Source organism: Arthrobacter sp. alpha11c, assembly GCF_054149985.1.
In genome coordinates this window covers 2,912,835-2,932,941 of record NZ_CP196747.1, presented here as the reverse complement: position 1 = coordinate 2,932,941, position 20,107 = coordinate 2,912,835, and the positions used below count along the sequence as shown (strand labels likewise).

The 20,107-nt window shown below is 62.2% G+C and carries 19 protein-coding genes; 8 read left to right on the top strand and 11 right to left on the bottom strand.

Annotation, left to right across the window (positions count from 1 at the left end):
* Nucleotides 1-2 precede the first annotated feature (2 nt).
* Together ACTAQJ_RS13265 and arfA are read left to right on the top strand one after the other, a co-directional pair.
* Nucleotides 3-902 (top strand): carbohydrate ABC transporter permease, encoded by a 900-nt coding sequence (locus ACTAQJ_RS13265; RefSeq protein ID WP_498696734.1) that lies wholly within the window; start codon nt 3-5, stop codon nt 900-902.
* 49 nt (nt 903-951) lie between these two features.
* Nucleotides 952-2,490, top strand: a complete 1,539-nt coding sequence (gene arfA, locus ACTAQJ_RS13260) for an arabinosylfuranosidase ArfA (protein ID WP_498696732.1) — start codon at nt 952-954, stop codon at nt 2,488-2,490.
* 101 nt (nt 2,491-2,591) lie between these two features.
* Here the strand turns inward: arfA and ACTAQJ_RS13255 are convergent, their stop codons facing one another.
* Entirely contained in the window at nt 2,592-3,290 is a 699-nt protein-coding gene (locus tag ACTAQJ_RS13255; RefSeq protein WP_431118148.1) for a DsbA family oxidoreductase, read from the bottom strand.
* Between the two features lie 219 nt (nt 3,291-3,509).
* On the opposite strand from ACTAQJ_RS13255, the gene ACTAQJ_RS13250 reads away from it, so the two are divergent.
* Nucleotides 3,510-4,592 carry a glycosyltransferase family 4 protein gene (locus ACTAQJ_RS13250; protein WP_431118150.1) on the top strand — a complete coding sequence of 361 codons (1,083 nt, stop codon included), beginning with the start codon at nt 3,510-3,512 and terminating at the stop codon, nt 4,590-4,592.
* A gap of 40 nt (nt 4,593-4,632) precedes the next feature.
* Nucleotides 4,633-6,768 (top strand): amylo-alpha-1,6-glucosidase, encoded by a 2,136-nt coding sequence (locus ACTAQJ_RS13245; RefSeq protein ID WP_498696729.1) that lies wholly within the window; start codon nt 4,633-4,635, stop codon nt 6,766-6,768.
* A 4-nt stretch (nt 6,769-6,772) separates the two neighbouring features.
* Here ACTAQJ_RS13245 and ACTAQJ_RS13240 read toward each other — a convergent pair whose 3' ends face one another.
* From ACTAQJ_RS13240 to ACTAQJ_RS13220, 5 genes are all read right to left on the bottom strand, one after another.
* Nucleotides 6,773-7,303, bottom strand: a complete 531-nt coding sequence (locus ACTAQJ_RS13240) for a GNAT family N-acetyltransferase (RefSeq protein ID WP_498696727.1) — start codon at nt 7,301-7,303, stop codon at nt 6,773-6,775.
* Between the two features lie 87 nt (nt 7,304-7,390).
* The gene (locus tag ACTAQJ_RS13235) at nt 7,391-7,783 is read right to left on the bottom strand and encodes a universal stress protein (protein ID WP_431118153.1); all 393 of its coding nucleotides are present in this window, start codon (nt 7,781-7,783) and stop codon (nt 7,391-7,393) included.
* On the bottom strand, nt 7,780-9,402 hold the full coding sequence (locus ACTAQJ_RS13230) for a tripartite tricarboxylate transporter permease (RefSeq protein WP_498696725.1): 1,623 nt from the start codon (nt 9,400-9,402) through the stop codon (nt 7,780-7,782). Before ACTAQJ_RS13230 ends, ACTAQJ_RS13235 begins: the two co-directional genes overlap by 4 nt.
* Nucleotides 9,402-9,905, bottom strand: a complete 504-nt coding sequence (locus ACTAQJ_RS13225; protein ID WP_498696724.1) for a tripartite tricarboxylate transporter TctB family protein — start codon at nt 9,903-9,905, stop codon at nt 9,402-9,404. The genes ACTAQJ_RS13230 and ACTAQJ_RS13225 overlap by 1 nt, the downstream gene beginning before the upstream one ends.
* The gene (locus ACTAQJ_RS13220; RefSeq protein WP_498696722.1) at nt 9,902-10,912 is read right to left on the bottom strand and encodes a Bug family tripartite tricarboxylate transporter substrate binding protein; all 1,011 of its coding nucleotides are present in this window, start codon (nt 10,910-10,912) and stop codon (nt 9,902-9,904) included. Before ACTAQJ_RS13220 ends, ACTAQJ_RS13225 begins: the two co-directional genes overlap by 4 nt.
* Nucleotides 10,913-11,197: 285 nt before the next feature.
* Between ACTAQJ_RS13220 and ACTAQJ_RS13215 the strand changes: the two genes are divergently transcribed.
* The 4 genes from ACTAQJ_RS13215 to ACTAQJ_RS13200 all read left to right on the top strand — a co-directional run bounded on the left by ACTAQJ_RS13215 (nt 11,198) and on the right by ACTAQJ_RS13200 (nt 15,303).
* Nucleotides 11,198-12,769, top strand: coding sequence for a sensor histidine kinase (locus tag ACTAQJ_RS13215; protein ID WP_498702194.1), 1,572 nt, complete (start codon nt 11,198-11,200; stop codon nt 12,767-12,769).
* 2 nt (nt 12,770-12,771) lie between these two features.
* Nucleotides 12,772-13,440 (top strand): response regulator, encoded by a 669-nt coding sequence (locus ACTAQJ_RS13210; protein ID WP_431118159.1) that lies wholly within the window; start codon nt 12,772-12,774, stop codon nt 13,438-13,440.
* Nucleotides 13,441-13,540: 100 nt separating this feature from the next.
* Nucleotides 13,541-13,966 (top strand): ChaB family protein, encoded by a 426-nt coding sequence (locus ACTAQJ_RS13205; RefSeq protein ID WP_498702193.1) that lies wholly within the window; start codon nt 13,541-13,543, stop codon nt 13,964-13,966.
* 110 nt (nt 13,967-14,076) lie between these two features.
* Nucleotides 14,077-15,303 (top strand): ATP-binding protein, encoded by a 1,227-nt coding sequence (locus ACTAQJ_RS13200; protein WP_498696719.1) that lies wholly within the window; start codon nt 14,077-14,079, stop codon nt 15,301-15,303.
* Between the two features lie 145 nt (nt 15,304-15,448).
* On the opposite strand, the gene ACTAQJ_RS13195 is transcribed toward ACTAQJ_RS13200, so the two are convergent.
* From ACTAQJ_RS13195 to ACTAQJ_RS13175, 5 genes are read right to left on the bottom strand one after another with little or no spacing between them, the layout of a single operon-like run.
* Nucleotides 15,449-15,925 (bottom strand): heme-degrading domain-containing protein, encoded by a 477-nt coding sequence (locus tag ACTAQJ_RS13195; protein ID WP_498696717.1) that lies wholly within the window; start codon nt 15,923-15,925, stop codon nt 15,449-15,451.
* Nucleotides 15,922-16,956, bottom strand: a complete 1,035-nt coding sequence (locus tag ACTAQJ_RS13190; RefSeq protein WP_498696715.1) for a Gfo/Idh/MocA family protein — start codon at nt 16,954-16,956, stop codon at nt 15,922-15,924. Before ACTAQJ_RS13190 ends, ACTAQJ_RS13195 begins: the two co-directional genes overlap by 4 nt.
* A gap of 4 nt (nt 16,957-16,960) precedes the next feature.
* Nucleotides 16,961-17,860 carry a TolB family protein gene (locus ACTAQJ_RS13185; protein WP_431118184.1) on the bottom strand — a complete coding sequence of 300 codons (900 nt, stop codon included), beginning with the start codon at nt 17,858-17,860 and terminating at the stop codon, nt 16,961-16,963.
* Nucleotides 17,861-17,890: 30 nt separating this feature from the next.
* Nucleotides 17,891-18,892 carry a sugar phosphate isomerase/epimerase family protein gene (locus tag ACTAQJ_RS13180; protein ID WP_431118185.1) on the bottom strand — a complete coding sequence of 334 codons (1,002 nt, stop codon included), beginning with the start codon at nt 18,890-18,892 and terminating at the stop codon, nt 17,891-17,893.
* Between the two features lies 1 nt (nt 18,893).
* On the bottom strand, nt 18,894-20,105 hold the full coding sequence (locus ACTAQJ_RS13175; RefSeq protein WP_498696712.1) for a Gfo/Idh/MocA family protein: 1,212 nt from the start codon (nt 20,103-20,105) through the stop codon (nt 18,894-18,896).
* Between the last annotated feature and the right edge of the window lie 2 nt (nt 20,106-20,107).

Sequence of the window (20,107 nt, the reverse complement as noted above, 5' to 3'; positions counted from 1 at the left end):
CCATGGCAACCCCTACCCTCACCCGTACCACCCCAGCCGCGCCCACCACCGCCCTGAAGATCCGCCAGCCGCGCAAGAAGCTGACCGTCGGCAGGGTCGCAGCAGTCGTCGTCGCCGCTTTGATCGCTGTTCTGTGGCTGATTCCGTTCGCCTGGGCCACGGTTACTGCGTTCAAGTCCGAAGCGGATGCGTCAGCGTCCAAGGTCAGCTGGTTTCCGCCGTCGGGCTTTACCTTTGACGCTTTCGTCAATGTTTTCCAGGCCGGGAACATCCCGCTCTGGACGTGGAACTCCCTCTACACCTCCGCGGCCATCACGGCAATCACACTGGTGATCTCGGCTCTCATCGCTTACGCACTCTCCAGGATCGAGTTCAAAGGCAAGAAGGTCCTGATGGTCGTGATCATCGCTGCCATCATTGTCCCGCCACCCGTGCTGATGATTCCGCTCTTTTACCAAATGCTCGCGTTCAAGATGATCGATACCTCATGGGCCATCATCCTGCCGCAGGTCATCCACCCCGCCATGGTGTTTGTCCTCAAAAAGTTCTTCGACCAAATCCCGCATGAACTCGAAGAAGCGGCAGTGATGGACGGTGCCAGTCGTCTCCGGATCTTCCTGCAGATCATCCTGCCGTTGTCCCGGCCCATCCTGGCCGCCGTCGCGATCTTCGTGTTCATCGGTGCGTGGAACAACTTCCTGTGGCCGTTCATCTCCACCAACGACGACTCCCTTCTGACCCTCCCCGTGGGCCTGCAAACCATCAAGAGTGCCTACGGGGTCCAGTACGCGCAGAACATGGCGTCTGCCTTGTTGGCAGCTTTGCCGCTCATCGTCGTCTTCCTGTTCTTCCAACGCCAGATCATCAAGGGCGTCGCGACGACGGGACTCGCCGGAACCTGATCCGGCACTTTCGCTTAGCAACTGTTTGAGAACACAACCAAGGAGATAAATGTCCCGCGCACGCATTACCCTCGATCGAGATTTCACCATCGGCGAGGTACCCCGGCGCCTCTTCGGCTCCTTCGTGGAGCACATGGGCCGCTGTGTGTACAGCGGCATCTACGAGCCCGGACACCCTGAGGCCGACGAGAACGGCTTCCGCCAGGACGTCCTGAAGCTGGTCAAGGAACTGGGTGCCACCGTCATCCGGTACCCCGGCGGCAACTTCGTCTCCGGCTATAACTGGGAGGACGGCATCGGCCCCCGCGAAACCCGGCCCCGCCGCCTGGACGGTGCCTGGCACACAGTGGAAACGAATGCTTTCGGCCTCCACGAGTTCGTGGACTGGTCCAAGCAGGCCGGCACGGAAATCATGGAAGCCATCAACCTGGGCACCAGGGGAGTGGATGCTGCCCGCGAGATCGTGGAGTACGCCAACCACCCCGGCGGCAGCTACTGGTCCGATCTCCGTGCCAAGAACGGCCACAAGGACCCCTTCGATATCAAACTGTGGTGCCTGGGCAACGAAATGGACGGTCCTTGGCAGATCGGCCACAAGACCGCCGAGGAGTATGGGCGCCTTGCCCAGGAAGCGGCCAAGGCCATGCGCTTCGTGGACCCGGACATTGAATTGGTGGCCTGTGGCAGTTCCAACTCCCGGATGCCTACGTTCGGTGCCTGGGAGCAGACGGTCCTCACCCACACCTACGACGAAGTGGATTACGTTTCCCTCCACGCCTACTACTACGAGCACGAAGGCGACGTCGGCAGCTTCCTGGCATCCGCCGTCGATACCGACTACTTCATCGAGTCAGTGATCGCCACCGCGGATGCCGTTCGGGCCAAGGGCAAGCACAAGAAGCACATCAACCTGTCATTCGACGAATGGAACGTCTGGTACCAGCGCGGCCTGGACACTGAGGACCAGCCTCACAACGTGATCAAGGCTGGCTGGCGTGAGCACCCCCGCGTCATTGAGGACAAGTACAACGTGACGGATGCCGTGGTGGTGGGAACCCTGCTCAACTCGCTGCTCCGCCACGGCGACCGCGTCAAGATCGCCAACCAGGCGCAGCTGGTCAACGTCATCGCGCCCATCCTCTCGGAAGAGAACGGGCCGGCCTGGAAGCAGACCATTTTCCACCCGTTCGCCCGGATGGCTGAGTTCGCCAAGGGCCAGATCCTGCGGCTCTCCGTGGACTCGGACAAGTACGAGAATGAGCGGTTCGGTGGCACGGACCTTGTGGACGTCAGCGCCACGTGGAACGAGGAAACGGGGCGCGTTGCGCTGTTCTTCGCGAACCGCGGGCTGGAAGAAGCCGCCGACGTCGAGGCAGCCCTGCGTGGCTTCGACGCCCGCCAGGTGCTCCGCGCCGAAGTCCTGGAGATCCCGGAAGGCGGCGACAGGTTCACCACCAACACCCAGGACCAACAGGGCCGGGTCGGTCTGAAGCCGCTGGAAGGCGTCAAGGCGACGGGTTCGGAGCTTCGGCTGACGCTGCCCGCGTTGTCCTGGGCCGTCGTCGAGCTTGAGGTCGTGAAGAGCTAGCCCCCGCTGACCCCAACTGAGTCGCAGCAGAGCGCGTTATGGACGTCCATAACGCGCTCTGCTGCTACCTACTTGGGTTAGGGTTCGACGGCGGGGGCTACTTAGATGCTGCAGCCGTCCGGACCGCAGGCCTCGGCGTCGGATGCGCCCACGGGGATCAGGGGATTGGCTTCCTGCCACGCCTGGTTCAGCGCCTCGCTGAAGAGCTGCGCCGGCTGGGCACCGGAGATGCCGTACTTGCGGTCGATCACGAAGAACGGAACGCCGGTGACGCCGATGGCGCGGGCCTCGTTGATGTCCTCGTTGACGGCGTCTGAGTATTTGTCTGTGGTGAACAGTTCTGCGACTTCGTTGGCAGGGAGTTCCAGAGCGGCGCCAAGTTCCGTGAGGTATTCCTGGTTGCCGATGTCCTTACCGTGCTCAAAGTGATCGCTGAGCAACCGTTCTTTGGCGGCATCCTGGCGGCCATGGGCTGCGGCGAGGTGGATGAGGCGGTGGGCCGTGAAGCTGTTGGCAACTACTACCTTGTCGAAGTGATAGTCCAGGCCTTCGCCCTTGGCGGTCTCCGTGACGTGGGCGAACATCTGCTTGACCTGCTCCGGGGCCATGCCCTTGCGCTTGCTCAGGTAGTCCAATTCCGTGCCGTCATAGTGCTCCGGGACTGAGGGATCCAGCTGGTAGCTCTTCCACTCGATGTCCACGGAATCACGGTGCGGGAACTGTGCCAGGGCAGTCTCAAAACGGCGCTTGCCGATGTAGCACCACGGACACGCGACGTCGGACCAGATCTCAATCTTCATGTTGTGGTCAACTTCCAAGGCCTCGGGGGCATTCCGGAAAAGTCTGTTATTTTCGTCACCCATTGCCGGGGCTGGCGTGCCCAGCCTAATGTGTGAAGCAGGTTATGCAGTTAGCCGGTGGGGCGCTCTTCGTCCCAAAGCATCGCGTGTGTCTGGGGCCGCGATCAACACGAGGTTGAACCCCGTGCGTGGGTTCGAATGTTTGTGGAGGCCTACAGCATGCGCGTTGGACTCATCGTTGGGCCATGGTTCACAGTGCCCCCGGAACGGTATGGCGGCACGGAACGGGTCGTGGACGCTTTGGCTCGGGCCTTGGCCGATGCAGGGCACGACGTGCTCCTGGCTACGGCGTCCGACAGCACCTGCCCCGTTCCACAATTGCGCGGCTTCGGGCCGAGCGAGCCTGAAGAGTTGGGGCTGACGCTCAGCGAGTTGCACCACGTCATCAAGGCTTATGCCGGCATGAAGGACGTGGACATTATCCACGACCACACCCTTGCCGGACCTCTCTACGCCCACCGGCCGCCGGGTGTTCCCGTGGTAACCACCGTCCATGGCCCGCTGACACCGAGGTACGCAGGGCTCTACCGGGATATGGCCCAGGACACCGCGATCATCGGTATTTCGCATGACCAATGCAGCCGCATTTCCGACCTTCAAATATCGGCAGTCATCCACCATGGCCTGGATCTCTCCACGGTTTCTGTTGGCGGCGGTGCCGGCGGCTACGCGTGCTTTGTCGGGCGCATGTGCCCGGACAAGGGCTTGCTGGAGGCGGTGGCCGTTGCCCGCGAGGCCGGGGTGCCGCTGCGCATCGCTGCCAAGATGCATGCCAAGGAAGAGCGGGACTACTTCCACGACGTCGTGGAGCCTGTCCTTGGCTCGGAGGAAGAATTCCTCGGCGAACTCTCAGATCCGGAGAAGTACGAACTGATGGGCGGAGCGATGGCGCTGATCAACCCCATACAGTGGCATGAACCGTTCGGGCTGGTCATGATCGAGTCGTTGGCCACCGGAACACCAGTACTGTCCACTCCAATGGGTGCGGCACCGGAAATAGTCCGGCATGGCGTCACAGGATATCTCGCGCAGACCAATGAACTCGCAGGGTTTGTACAGGACGTGCAAGGGCTTAGCCGTGCGGAGTGCCGGCGTACCGTGGATGAGTATTTCAACGCAGCACGGATGGCGGCGGACCATCTGGAGCTTTATGCCACGGTCATCGAAGAATTCAAGGCCGGGGGCCTTCCCGGCAACGGTAAGTTGCAAGACAATCAGAGGCAAGCCCCCATCAACCTGTGATCGATAAGCAGGACATTTCCCGAGGAAGGCTTCGTGGGCCATGACTGCTTGGAACGCCGATACGGAGGCAGGCGCTTCCGAGCTGGGCGCCGTGACCATCGTCGAAGGTTCATCCTTCTGCATCTCAGCCCATTCCGGTGACATCCACGGCGGCGGCTCCCAAGGCACCTACTACCAGGACACCCGGATCGTGTCGCGTTGGATCCTGAGGATTAACGGGGCCCTCCGGGAACCATTGGTCACCACCAACCGCACGGCGTTCCAAGCCGAATATGTTGGCCGGGCCTGCTCCAGCGATGGGCGCTTCGACAGTCCGCTGGTTGTGCAGCATCAGAGGCATGTGGGCGCCGGGCTGCGGGACGACCTCACCATCAGGAACTACTCGGGTCAGCCGGCGCCTTGCGAGATCGAGTTGCTCATCGACGCCGACCTCGCCGACCTCTTCGACGTCAAGGGCGGCAGGACAAGCAGGGCAGGAGCCACCGAGAAAACGGCGCGCAAGAAGGAGCTCCATATTGAGTCCGTTCACACGAACGGCGAACGCCGCGGAGTGGCGTTCCGGGCTTCGGGAGCCAAGGCGAACCCGGAAGGACTGACATTCCACGTCACTATCCCGGCCCGCAGCCAGTGGAGCACCAGCGTCATTGCCATTCCCCTGATCAATGGAAAGGGGCCGGACGAACCGTTTACGGAAACCACGGCGCTTCACCACACCATCGGTGTTCGTCGGCATATGGCCTGGGCGGAGCACGTTCCCAGGATCGCTGTCACGGACAGGAACGTCGAGGAAGTCCTGGAACGAAGCCAGAGCGATCTTGGTTCGTTGCGGATCTTCGACCACGAACACCCTGGGCGTGCTGCGGTCGCAGCAGGAGCGCCCTGGTTCATGGCACTGTTTGGACGCGACTCGATCCTGGCGTCCTACATGTCACTCATGGTGGACCCCGGACTCGCGGCTGGCTCGCTGCAAACACTGGCCGGGCTTCAGGGCAGCAAAGTGGACGCCGACTCCGAGGAGGAACCCGGCCGCATGCCCCACGAGGTGAGGCTGGGAGTCACGGCCGGACTCTCCTTGGGCGGAACCGCCTACTACGGAACCGTGGATGCAACGCCACTCTTCGTCATGCTGCTGGGCGAACTCAGCCGATGGGGCCTGGGGGCGGACATCATCGATTCCCTCCTTCCCCATGCCGACCGGGCAATTTCATGGATGGAGAACTACGGCGACCGGGATGGCGACGGGTTCATCGAATACCAACGCCCCAACAGTCACGGCCTGATCAATCAAGGGTGGAAGGACTCCTGGGACGGCATCAACTTCGCCGACGGCAGGATCGCTGAAACACCCATCGCCTTATGTGAGGTCCAGGCTTACGCCTACGGAGCTTATGTTGGGCGTTCGCTGCTGGCACGCGCCGCGGGCGATACCGCCGTCGAACGCCGTTGCGCGGATCGGGCCGAGGCGCTGAAGGAAGCGTTCAACGAGGCTTTCTGGCTGCCGGACAGGGGCTATTACGCCCTTGCCCTGGACAAGGACAAGAAACCTGTGGATTCCTGCACGTCCAACATGGGCCACTGTTTGTGGACCGGCATTGTGGACGAGGACAAGGCTGCGCTTGTGGCGGAGCGGCTGATGGCACCTGAGATGTTCACGGGCTGGGGGATCCGCACCCTTGGGTCAGACATGGGTGCATACAACCCCGTCAGCTACCACAACGGCTCGGTCTGGCCGCACGATACAGCGGTAGTGGCGACTGGACTCATGCGGTACGGCTTCGTGAAGGAAGCCAGCCGGGTGGCGAGCGGATTGTTCGACGCCGCTGAGCACTTTGGCGGTCAGCTTCCGGAACTGTTCTGCGGCTTTGACCGCTCAGACTTCCCGGAGCCGGTGCCATATCCGACGGCGTGTTCCCCGCAGGCGTGGGCAGCTGCAGCCCCGATTCAGCTGGCTCGCATCCTCTTGCGGTTCGACCCCGATTTCACCAGGAAAGTACTCCACCTGGCGCCCATCCTCCCGGACTCGTTCGGGGAGTTCAAGGCCGAAAACGTGCTGCTGGGGCGCTCGCGGGTCACCATCCAGGCGTCCGCGGGCAATGGCACCGTGACGGGATTGCCGGCTGACCTGGAGTTGCGCTCCGATCCCCGGCCGCCGTTGGCGGGGGACCTGTTCGGCTAGCTTTTTAGAGCTCGCGCTCCATGACGAAGTCATGCTCCACGGTGTCGCCCAGTTTGAAGGACTTGGTGCCCACCCTCTGGAAGCCGCTCTTCTCATAGAAACGGATCGCCTTGGCATTTTCACTGTTCACGCCAAGCCAGACTCCTGCCGCGCCCTTTTCCGCAGCGTCCGCGACCGAGGCTTTCATGAGGCGGGATGCGGCTCCCTGGCCGTGATGGTCCGGGTGGACGTAGCACTTGCTCAGTTCCGTGGAGGGGAGTGCCGAGAGCACGGAGGCTACATCCGGGTCGCTTGCCGGCTTGGCAATCAGCATGGTGTACCCGTTGAGCTGTCCGTCGTCGTCGAGCACCAAAATGGTGACGTTCGGATCGGCGAGGTAATCCACGAAGTTCGCCTCGGCGAGCGTCTTCTCGAGATGGGCCTGGATGTCCGCCGATGAGGCGCCAGGTGGGCACGCCAGCGGAAAGGTGACGGCCGCAAGTTCAGCCAGCTTCCCGGCGTCGTCCGCTGTTGCTGTTCGAATGGTCTCGGCCACGTGGTCCCCCTTGGAGTTTGTGAACGGCTAATGCCCCTAAGAACGAATCTTAGGGGCATTAGCTGGACACGATCTCCTGATTTGCCTTTAGTCTGCTTTCACCGCGAGCACCGGGCAGTCCGCCTCCAGCAGGATCCGTTGCGAGACACTGCCCATGATGAGTTTGCCAACCGGGCTGCGGCGGCGAAGGCCAATCACAATCAACTCGGCATTGTGCTCATCGGCCGCATCCAGCACCTCAGCAGCGGCATCATGGCCGCGGACGGGCTGCTTGATGATGTGCTCGACGCCCTGCAGGGCAAGACGCTCCTCGATGGTCTGGATCTCCGGTTCCTGCGCGTACCTGTTATCCACCAAGGCGTCGCCTTTGGAAGAGTTGATCACCAACAGGGTGTCGTTGTTTTTCTTCGCTTCGGCAATGGCTTGGGTCAGTGCGGCTTCACCCTCGGGCGTGGGGACGTATCCCACCACGATGGTCATGGCTTCTCCTTGTTGTCGCGGACGTTGTGGTGGCTGTTGTGCTGGAGCGGGGTGGTGTTTTCGTCAGCTTGGATCGCGGCGTCCTCCGTCAGGAGCACTTCACTGGGGTGCGCGGGGACCACGCTGGCTGGCACCGGACGGTTGCGGCGGACCAGCTTGAAGAGCAGCGGCCAGAGGATGACGATAGCCACGATGATATAGACGACGACGGCGATTGGCTCGCTCAACAGCCCGGCGGGGTCACCAGCGAACAGCTGGAGAGTCCGGCGTAGCTGGCCTTCGATGCGCGGGCCGAGGATGACGCCCAGAATCAGGGGCAATACAGGTAGCCCGAAGCGCCGCATCATGAATCCCAAAGCTCCGAGCACCAGCAGGATCACCAGGTCGAACGCCTGCAGGTTCACCGAGTAGGCGCCCAACGTAGCGAAGAAGAGGATGCCGGCGTAGAGGTAGGGCCGAGGAAGCTGCAGCAGTTTCGCCCACAGGGGTGCCAGGGGCAGGTTGATGAGCAGGAGCAGCAGGTTGCCGATGAAGAGGCTGGCGATGAGTGCCCACACCAGGGGACCTTGGCTGGAGAACAGCTGCGGGCCGGGCTGGATGCCGTACGAGGTGAACGCCGCGAGCATGACGGCGGCTGTGGCGTTGGTGGGCAAGCCGAGGGCAAGCATTGGGGTCAGGGTTCCGGCGGCGGCAGCGTTATTGGCCGCTTCCGGGCCTGCGACGCCTTCGATGGCTCCCTTGCCAAATTCTTCTGGATGTTTTGTCAGCCGTTTCTCGGTGACATAGGAGAGGAACGTGGGGATCTCGGCACCACCGGCGGGCAGTGCGCCAAACGGGAAGCCGAAGGCCGTGCCACGCAACCAGGGTTTCCAGGAACGTGCCCAGTCTTTCTTGCCCATCCAAGGACGTCCGACGGGAATGATGTGAAGAGGTGAACGACGCAAGTGCGCGGCAACCCACAGTGCTTCACCCACGGCGAAGATGGCCACTGCCACCACCACGATGTCCAGGCCGTCGGCCAGCATCGGCTGGCCGAAGGTCAGGCGGCGCTGGCCGGTAACGGAGTCAATGCCCACCAAACCGATGGCCAGGCCCAGCCCCAAGGAGGCAAAGCCCCTGAGCCGGGACGAACCCAGGACTGCGGTGACGGCCAACAGGGCGAGGATCATGATGGCGAAGTAACTCGGTGCGCCCAAGCTCACGGCGAACTGAACCACCAACGGTGCAAGTCCTGCCAGCAGGGCCGTACCGATGGTGCCGGCAATAAAGGAACCAATCGCCGCAGTCGCGAGAGCCTGGGCTGCCCGCCCGGCTTTAGCCATCTTGTTGCCCTCGATGGCAGTCACTACAGACGACGATTCGCCGGGTGTGTTCAGCAGGATGGAAGTTGTTGAGCCGCCATACATGCCGCCGTAATAGATGCCGGCGAACATAATAAAGGCGCTGGTGGGCTCAAGGGCGGCCGTGACCGGAAGCAGCAGCGCCACAGTCATGGCCGGGCCGAGCCCTGGCAGAACGCCAACGGCCGTTCCCAGGAGCACGCCGATCATGGCGTACAGAAGGTTCATGGGGGTGAGGGCGGTGGCGAAACCGTCCATCAAAGAGGACCAGACGTCCATCAGAGGATTCCTTCCAGGAGTCCGGCTGGCAGCGCAATGCCAAGGCCGAGGTAGAAGCCGTAGAAGGTGGCCAGGGATAGCGCAATGGAGATGATTCCGTCACGAACGTAGTGCCGGCTGCCAAGGGCAAGCACGCTGCCCCAGAACAGGACAGTCCCGGAGATGACCCAGCCGGCCCAATCGATGAGCAGGATGTTGAGGATGAATGCTCCTGCAAGGGGGAGCACGGTCTTCCAATCGGCGGGGTGTGCGAGGTCAATGTCCTCGCCGCCTTCCACTTCGCCCTTGCCGCCGCGGAGAACGTTGATAGCCAGCAAGATTGCGCAGACCACCAGAAGCCCGGCAACGACGAAGGGAACTGCCTTGGGCCCTACGGGGTCCGACTTCGAATACGGGGTTACCAGGCCGTTGGCGTCGAGGAAGACAACGACGCCTACCGCGCCGAGCAGGAGGGCTACCCCCAGCTCGGCGCGGCCTTTGAGGCCTGTTGCTAAAGTGCTCACGCCAAGCCAAGCTTGGTGAGCACGTCCGCCACCCGCTTGTCCTGGTCCGTCAGGAACTTCTGGAACTCGTCACCGGTGATGAAGGCGTCGGTCCAGCTGTGGGTCTTGAGGGCTTCTTTCCAGCCAGCGGATTCGTGCATCTTCTCCAGCGCGGCAATCAGGGACTTCTTGTCGTCCTCGCTGATGCCCGGAGGGGCCACCATTCCGCGCCAGTTGGTGAAGACCAGATCGATGTTGGACTCCTTCAGCGTGGGGGCGTCAACACCTTCCAGACGCTTCTCGCCACTGGTGGCCAGGACGCGAACTTCACCGGACTTGATCTGCTGCAGGTACTCGCCTGCACCGGAAGCCGCGAAGCCAAGCTTGTTGCCCAGGATGGCCGGAAGGAGATCTCCACCGCCGTCGTATGCGACGTAGTTGACCTTCGTGGCGTCAATGCCAACTGCGCCCGCCAACTGCATGGGCAGGAGGTGGTCAGGGCCACCAGGCGAGGAACCGCCACCCACGGAGATGGAACCGGGATCTGCCTTCCAAGCCTTCACGAGGTCATCGATCGTTTTGTACGGGGAGTCCTTGCTGACCATGATGGCGCCGGGCTCTTCAATGAGTCGTGCCAGTGGGGTGGTCTGGGTCAGCTTCGACTCGGACTTGTTGGTGTAGCTGGCACCCACAACACCCAGACCCATGAGCATGGTGAGGTCCCCGTTGCCCTTTTCGTTGACGACGCGGGCCAGACCCACCGTGCCGCCTGCACCTGCGAGGTTGAAGACCTCGGTGTTGTTGGCGATCTTCTCGTCGTCGAGAACCTTGGCAGCCGCCCGTGCGGTGGTGTCGTAACCACCGCCGGGAGTATTGGGAACCATGATCTGGAGTCCGGTGACCGGTCCGGCTGCAGCGCCGGAGCTGGACGAAGCAGTGGAGTTCTTACCTGTGGCGCCGCAACCGGTGGCCATCAGGGCGATGCCGGCAGCAACGGCGGCGATTCGCAATGCGCGGATCTGGCGCATGGTGTTCCTCTTCTCAGTATGGAAAATTCTGTGCAGGGCGCTCAGCGTTGTGCCCCCGTGAATTGATGCTAGGTCCGGGCGTGACGGTCATCACTCTTGTGTTCGCAGTGATCTTTAAGTTCATTGCGTTCACGCCTCTGCCGTCTCATAGGGCGCAGCCCCGCTGGTGCTCAGCGTGCTTAGGGTATAGTTCCGATACGCCAAGGCGGACTACTTTTGAAACTGTTAGCGGCCCTTGCATATTGGAATCACCAAAGGATCCAAACAGTGACTCGACGAAGAGGAATGTCCTTGGCAGGGCAGTACCTTGTGCTGCAGTTGTTGATCGTCCTGGCGGTCCTGGTCGCTGTTGTAGCCATCTCCTTGGCCCAGTCTGCTGCTGCTTTTGAACGCACTGAAGGACGCCGCGCCTTGTCCGCGGCAGAGGCCCTGGGCAACAACCCCACTGTGCGTGCCTTGTTGCCCACTGCCGAACCCCGGAACGGCTCGGCCCTCCCGGCCGTTGCCGAATCCATTCGCACTGTTTCCGGCTCCTCCCACGTGGCACTCGCAAAGTTGGACGGCACCGTGGTGACCTCCTCGGATCCCAGCCAGCTGGGCAAGCCACTTCTGCTCGGCGACAGCAGGGTCAAGGAAGGCCGGGCATGGACCGGAGTCCTTGCCGGCAATGAAGGGAAGGTGCTCTCAGCACACGTGCCGGTACTGGACGATTCCGGGACCATGATCGGCATCGCAGCCATCAGCAGGAACTATCCGTCTGCCCTTGAACGGCTGGAAGACGTGGTGCCCAACCTCCTCACCTACCTGGGCGTTGCGAGTGTCCTGGGCGTGGCCGGTTCCCTTCTGCTGTCCCGTCGCGTCAAACGGCAAACCCTGGGAATGGAGCCCCGGGAGATCACCGGGCTCGTGGAAAACCGTGAAGCGATGCTGCAAGGCCTCAAGGAAGGGGTAGTGGCGCTGGACCCGCACGAGCGGATTACCGTGGCAAATGAGAGCGCCCGCCAACTCCTGGGACTGCCCGCAGACTGTGTAGGCCGGAAACTTGGCTCGCTTCACGTGGACCGTGCGCTGAAGGTGGTACTCACCCGGGAACAGTCAGACCCCGATCAGTTGGTGCTGGTGGGGGACCGGTTGGTGGTCATGAACAGGGTGGCCCTCCGGTCCCGCGGGCGCGACATCGGCTCCGTAACAACGCTGAGGGACCGCACCGAGTTGTCATCCCTGGAGCGCGAACTCGGTGCCACCAAAACCGTGACGGACACTTTGCGTGCCCAAGCCCACGAGTTCGCCAACCAACTCCACGTCATTTCCGGCCTGATCCAGATCGGCGAATACGATTCCGTGGTGCAATTCGTCAACGGCGCCACCGTGGACCGGACCCGGCTAAACGACGAAGTGACCAGCCGGATCGAGGACCCCGCGCTCGCAGCCCTCTTGATAGCCAAAGCGAGTTTGGCCACCGAGCGCGGCGTGGAACTGCAGATCGACCCGCAGTCCGGCCTCCCGCGCGTCAACGAGGAACTGTCCCGGGACCTCACCACTGTGGTGGGCAACTTGGTGGATAACGCGTTCGACGCCGTCACTGGGCTGGTTGGGGCGTCGGTGAGTGTGTTGGTGGTCAACTCGACGGACGGTGTTTCAGTCACCGTCCGGGACAACGGACCAGGCGTGCCCTCCGACGCCGCAGAGGACATTTTCAGGCAGGGCTTTTCCACGAAGGAGCCGGGACCCGGCGACGCCCGCGGCTTCGGCCTGGCGCTCTCGCGGGTGATCTGCCGCCGGTCCGGTGGCGACCTGACAGTAGCCAACGACCATGGGGCAGTTTTCACCGCACGATTCAATAAAGGGGCAGTGTAATCATGATCAAAGTCTTGATTGTGGATGACGACTTCATGGTGGCCAAGGTCCACGCGGGCTTCATCCAACGGACGCCGGGGTTCGGCGTCGTGGGTGTCGCGCACACTGGCGCGCAGGCCATCCTTGAGACGCAGCGGTTGCAGCCGGACCTCGTGCTGTTGGATATCCATCTCCCGGACATTAACGGGCTGGACCTGATGCATCAGCTCCGGGATGTTGCCCCGGACCTTGACGTGTTGGTGATCAGTGCGGCCCGTGAAACCGAAACGGTGCGTAAAGCACTGCGCGGCGGCATTGTGCACTACCTCATCAAGCCTTTTTCGCAGTCTGATCTTCAGGAGCGATTACAGCACTATCTGAATGCTTACCAAGGGCTGGACGCTTCCAAGGACGTGGCCGAGCAATCGGATGTCAACCGGGTATTCGGGCTGGATTCTGCTCAACGTACGCTGCCCAAGGGCTGCAGTGTGGAGACACTGGAACTCGTGGAGGCCGCGCTGAAATCGGCCCCCGGCGACGTCTCCGCCGCTGAAGTTGCCGAGCAATTGGGGACCTCCCGGGTGAGCGCCCGTCGTTACCTTGAGTACCTCCACGATGAAGGTGCGCTGGAAGTCAGGCTGAAGTACGGCGTCGGGCGGCCTGAAAGAAGGTATGTGCTGAAGGGGCGGTGACGCGGAGCACTCGTGCCCTGGTCAGTTTTGCCTTCGTGGGCAATTGATAAACTGGACGCACGTCCGTGATCAGCATTCCTGACTAAGGAGCGTGAGTGCGATGCCCAAGACCGGCAAGAACGATCATGCCCGTAAAGACGAACTCCCCTCGACGCTTCAGCGCTCTGAGCAGAAGGCCCAGGACACCTTCGCCAAGACCTACGATTCCGCCATGGAGACCTACGACAACGACGAAAGCCGCGCGGCCCGCACCGCCTTTGCCGCGGTGAAGCACAGCTACGAGAAGGTCGGCGACCACTGGGAGGCGAAGGAGGAACGGGGTCCTTCTGATCAGCATGCAGAAGAGGGCATTGGATCAACGCAACCCACTGCAGGGGGAGTGGACGCCAACGCCTCCAAGGAACATCTCTATCAGCGCGCTCAGGAACTGGACATCAAGGGCCGTTCGAAAATGAGCAAGGATGAGCTAGTCAAGGCGCTTCAGAAAGCCAACGACGCCGCGACCCGGAAAGCGCGGGGCGGCTAGTTCCTTACTCTTGGGACGCCGCAAATTTTGGAATGAACCCGCGATTTATCCATCTTATTGCACTTTATTAGAATGCAATAAAGTCTCCTAAATCTTGTAAGATCCTTCTCATGGATCCCGTGAACAATCCCTACACTCCCAACGCTGGCGCTACCCCGGAGATCGTTATCGGTCGTGACGAGTTCCTAGAGGACTTTCGCGTACTTCTGCGTCGGCTCGACAGAGGTCGGACCAACCAGTCGATGATCGTCACGGGCCTTCGTGGTGTGGGGAAAACCGTCTTGTTGGGAGAGTTCCGGCAAATATCGGAAGAGTTCAAATGGAAGGTCCTGGAACTCGAGGCCAGCAAACACGATGACGACCATTTTCGCCAGACCATCTATTCGCAACTCCGAGCTGCGCTCTACCAGATTTCGCCGCGAACCAAGTGGGGGGACAAAGCGAGGAAAGCTGCCCAGGTCCTGCAGTCTTTTAGTCTTTCCCTTGATCCGACTTCCGGCATCCCGACACTTTCCCTCGACGTCGACGCTGCGGAAGGATTTGCCGACCATGGCAGTCTGACGTTGGACCTGACAGATGTTCTGGTTTCGATAGGAGAGGCCGCCCGAGACCATGGGACGGGATTGGTTCTGCTGTTCGACGAAGTCCAGTTCTTGAGTCAGTCGCAGCTCGAAGCCGTCATCCAAGCAATACACAAATCGGTTCAGAGGAAACTCCCTGTGACCTTCGTTGGGGCGGGACTACCTCAGATTGCCGAACTAGCGGGCGACGCCAAATCGTATGCCGAGCGTCTCTTCAAGTTCCCGAAGCTCGGCTCCTTGGACTTCGAGGACGCTAAGAAGGCGCTTGCGGAACCTGCCCACATCGAGGGCGTGCGGTTCAACGACGACGCGCTGGCGCGGGCATTTGAACTGACCGAAGGCTATCCGTACTTCGTACAGGAACTCGGGTATCAGGTTTGGGCGGTCGCCGAAGGCGACGTCATCACACTTGATGATGTGGAGGACGCCAAGGAAGCTTACGAGGCAAAGCTGGACTCCTCGTTTTTCCGGGTCCGATTGGATAGAGCCACACAACTCCAGATTGCCTACATGCGCGCCATGGCCCAGCTCGGCCCAGAGTCACAGAAGGCCGCGGAAGTGGCTGCCGTCATGGGACGGGAATCCACACAACTTGCTCCCACGCGATCGGAACTAATCAACATGGGGCTCCTTTACACCCCCGCGCACGGGTACGCGGGATTCACAGTGCCCCACTTTGACCGGTTCATGCTTCGAGCAGTACCCCAGCTGGATGTTCCCCCGGTGCAAAAGCGACGCGCAAAGCCCAAGAGCTAGGGCTGGCGGATCCTATCTCCATCCGCCGTTCTGCGGCGACGATGCTGGACCGCTACATAATGCTGTGAACAATCTTCGCGAATGCCCGGCTGGGATAGCCAGTGAAGAGTTTCCCGCAGGGATTCCAGATCCTCGGCCGAGATAATTACGGCGCCACCGTCTTCAAATAGTTCCGGATCCCATCCACCACCAGTTCATGGTCCTCATCAGAGCTCAATCCAGCCACGGTAACTGCACCAATCACACCTGCACCACGAACCCGGATCGGGAACGAGCCACCGGCGAGCGTGTAGTCCTCATGGGCAAGCCAGCCGCCTCCCAGAGGGCTGTGGGTGCGGGCGGAGAACTGCTCAGTTAACAAGGCTGTGCTGTGTTCAAAACGCAGCACCGAGGCGGACTTGCGGCGGATCCACTGTTCCTGGTCGGCCGTGGCTCCAGGTAGGACGCAGCGGAAGAGCACGAGGTTGTGCCGCCGGATGTCGATGGCAACGCCATAATCGGAAGCGATCGCGTGGTTGGCGATGAGCGAGCCGAGGCGCCAGGCATCGTGGTGGTCAAAGCTTGCAAAGACGAGTTCTTCCTCCTGCTGGCGGAGCTCCACAAGGCGGGCAGATTCAGTCATTTCCTTGCACCTTCTTCTGAAACATCAGCATCCGCCGCGTAAGACAGCCCGATCTGGCGGCGGATTTCATCCATGGCGGCCATGATGGCGACGCTTTCGCTCGGGGGCAGGATGGTGCCGGCGGTCTCGCCGGCGCGGATCAGGCGTTCCAGCTCAGCTGCCTGGTACTGCATTCCCCGGCTCTTCACGGGCTGCTCGAAACGCTCCACCACCTCGCCATCAACGCGGAAAACGGTGAAGGGCACTTGGTTGTACCAAGTGTGTTCGATGTCGATGTAGCCCTCTGTACCGATCACCATGGCGCGGTTGGCGCTGGCGGCGTCGAGTTCGCAGTCCACAATGGCCTGCTGCCCGTCGGAGTACTCGAAGATTGCCGCCGTTTGCCTGTCGACGCCGGTGGCCGTCATGGAGGCGCTTGCCCGGACTGCGGCAGGCGTGCCCAGGACGTCGAAGGCAAACGAGATCGGGTAGATGCCCAGGTCCAGCAGTGCTCCACCGCCCAGCGCGGGATCGTTCAGCCGGTGGGCAGGGTCCTTGGGAAGGCTCTGGTTGTGGCTGGCCACCACCTTCCGCACCTCGCCGATGGCGCCATCCTGGATGAGTTCGCGGATGCGGACCATGTGCGGGAGGAAGCGCGTCCACATGGCTTCCAGAGCCACAAGGCCTTTGGATTCGGCCAGGTCCACGATCTCCTGGGCTTCGCGGGCGTTCATCGTGAAGGCCTTCTCCACCAGCACATGCTTTCCGGCGTTCAGGGCCAAGAGCGCGTTGGCGTGATGGAACGGGTGCGGCGTCGCGATGTACACCACGTCAACCAGCGGATCCGCCACCAAGTCCTCGTAGCTGCCGTGGGCGGTCATTACTCCATGCAGCTCAGCGAAGGCTTGGCTGGACTCCAACGAGCGTGAGCCCACAGCCTGCACGGTAAAGCCGTTCTCGTTCAGGTCCTGCGTCTGGAGCCCGGCAATAAATCCTGTGCCGAGGATGCCCCAGCGGATCGTTCCGTCGGAAGTGCCATTGCTGAGAGTCACGTGCTTAGTCCTTCGTCGAGTCAGAAAGCGGGTAGGCCACATAGGCAAAACGCCGGGAGTCCGGCGACCAGCTGTTGACGTTGAGGGTACCTTGGCCACCGAAAAGGGGCCATGTCTGCAGCGGCGTGGCCCAGTCCTCTGTAGAAACAAGTACGACGGCGACCGGCAGGTCCGCGGGGTGTCCTACGGTTCCGCTGGGGAACCGGATGTAACTGGCGTACCGGCCATCGGGGGAGAGATGCGGGAACCAGTCGACTGTTTCGGATTCGAGGAGCCGCTGGAAGCCAGTGCCGTCCACGCGAACCCGGGCGAGCTGGGCGTGACCCTGCGTGGACGAAAAGGACTCCGTATTTAGGTAAATCCATTTCCCATCGGGCGAGTACTCCGGCCCGTCGCAGTGGGCTGAACCGACATCAAAGCGGCCGACATCCACGCTGGCGGTAGCGCCGCCGTCGGACGCTATGGTCATCAGGCGACCTGGCTGCGTGAAGTCTCCCGCTTCGATCCCCACATACGCCAACTCCTTGCCGTCCGGGCTGACGCCGTGGAGGAAATGGAAGGAGCCGTCGTCATCGGTGATGCGCGTGACCGGTCCGCCGCCCAGTAAAGCACGGTAGATGTGGCCGTCGTTCGCGGAGACGAAGATGCCCTGGCCGTCAGGTGCCAGGACGTGGTCGTTGTTCAGGTCCGGGACTCCGGTGAGGGAGATAGGCTCCAGAGAGCCCGCGTCGAGATCGAAACGCCATAGCTTCCCGTCCCCGTTGAGGACGAGCGAGCTTCCGTCCAGGGCCCAGTTGGGCGCTTCGAGAAGAAGGCGGTCGGTGCTGTAGAGCAGTGCCGACTCCCCGCTGACCGACGCGATCCACACCTCACAGCGCTGGCCTGATTGAAGGGTGCGGATCACGTCGGTCCTTTCCTAGTCCTTGCTGCTGAACTAGTCCTTGCTGCTGAAGGCGGCGTCGAAGCTGGTTTGGGAGGCGGGGAAGTCGTATTTCTTGAGGGCGGCGAGGGCTTCGGGGGCGCCGTGCAGGCGGTCCATTCCGGCGTCCTCCCATTCCACACTGATGGGGCCGTTGTAGCCGATCGCGGCCAGGGCCCGGAAGGAGGATTCCCAGGGCACGTCCCCGCGTCCGGCGGAGACGAAGTCCCAGCCACGGCGCGGATCGCCCCAGGGCAGGTGGGAACCCAGGACGGTATTCCGGCCGGTGGGCCTGAGCTTGGTGTCCTTGCAGTCCACGTGGTAGATCCGGTCCTTGAAGTCCCAGATGAAGGAGACAGGGTCGATGCCTTGCCACATGAAGTGGGACGGGTCCCAGTTCAGGCCGAACGCGGGCCGGTGGCCGATCGCTTCGAGGGTCCGGACGGTGGTCCAGTAGTCGTAGGCGATCTCGGACGGATGGACTTCGTGGGCGAAGCGGACCCCGCATTCGTCGAACACGTCCAGGATGGGGTTCCAGCGGTCCGCGAAGTCCTGGTAACCGGCGTCGATGACCTTTTCCGGGACGGGCGGGAACATCGCGACGTACTGCCAGATGGAGGACCCGGTGAACCCCACCACGGTGTCCACGCCCAGTGCCTGGGCGAGGCGGGCGGTGTGTTTCATTTCTTCGGCGGCGCGTTGGCGGACGCCTTCGGGTTCCCCGTCGCCCCACACGCGCGTCCCGACGATTGCTTCGTGGCGGAAGTCGATGGGGTCATCGCACACGGCCTGGCCTTTGAGGTGGTTGGAGATGGCCCAAACCTTCAGGTTGTACTTTTCCAGGACGGCGAGTTTGGACTCGACGTAGCCCGGTTCGTCCCAGCGCCAGGCGTCCAGGTGGTCTCCGGAGACGGCGATTTCCAGGCCGTCATAGCCCCAGCCCGAGGCGAGCTTGGCGACTTCCTCGAAGGGGAGGTCGGCCCACTGGCCGGTGAACAGGGTGTACGGGCGGGGCATGTCAGGCTCCTTCAGTAGGGGTGCTGTTTAGGGAGTTGGTGTGAAGCTGGATCAGTGAGCTTTTGGCCGCCGCGGATTCTTCGATGGCAGCGAGGACGTGCTGCACGTTCAGGCCTTCTTCGAACGACGGCGACGGCTGGCTGCCGTCCCGAATGGCCAGGAGGAAGTCCCGGATCTGGTGCGTAAAGGTGTGTTCCCAGCCGATGATGTGACCCTGCGGCCACCACGCTTCGAGGTAGGGGTGTTCGGGTTCGTTGACGAGGATCCGGCGGAAGCCCTGCTCGCGGACGGGGACTGTGGCATCAAGGAAGCCGAGCTCGTTCAACGCTTCGAGGTCGAAGATGATGGTGCCCTTGTCGCCGTAGATCTCGAGCTTGAGGGAGTTCTTCTGGCCGGTTGCTACCCGGCTGACTTCCACTGAGGCGATTGCTCCGGAGGCGAGTGTCAGCGTGGCCCAGGCGGCGTCGTCGACCGTGACATCTTCGGGGCCATTTGGTCCGGGGCGGCGGTCCACGAAAGTGTGGAGGCGGCCCGTGACCTCGGTGACGGCATCACCCAGGAGGAACAGGACTTGGTCGATGGCATGCGAGGCGATGTCGCCCAGCGCGCCGGAGCCGGCGGTTTCCTTGCGGAGCCGCCAGGTCATGGGGGATTCGGCGTCGGAGAGCCAGTCCTGGAGGTAGGCGGCCCGGACGTGCCGGACGGTGCCGAGGCGGCCTTCGGCGATCAGCTCGCGGGCAAGCGCAAGAGCCGGAACGCGCCGGTAGTTGAAACCGATCATGGACTGCACACCGTTCGCGCGCGCTGCAGCGGCGGCTGCGGTCATGGCTTCTGCCTCGGCGATCGTATTCGCGAGCGGCTTTTCCACGAGGACGTGCTTGCCGGCCCGGAGGGCGGCGATGGCGATTTCGGCATGCATCCAGCCAGGGGCGCAGATATCGACGATGTGGATGTCGTCTCGCTCGATGACGGAGCGCCAGTCGGTGGCGGACTCGGTCCAGCCGTACTTTGCCGCGGCCTCGGCTACCAGGGAGGCGTCCCGGCCGACCAGGACTTTCTGCTCGAAGGCCGGAACGTCAAAGAAGCTGGCCACATTCCGCCACGCGTTCGAGTGGGCTTTACCCATGAAGGCATAGCCGATCGCGGCGACCCCCAAGGTGCGGGTAGGTTGCTGGGTGCCCTGGCTCTGGTCAGTGTGGGCGGGGGTGCTCATGG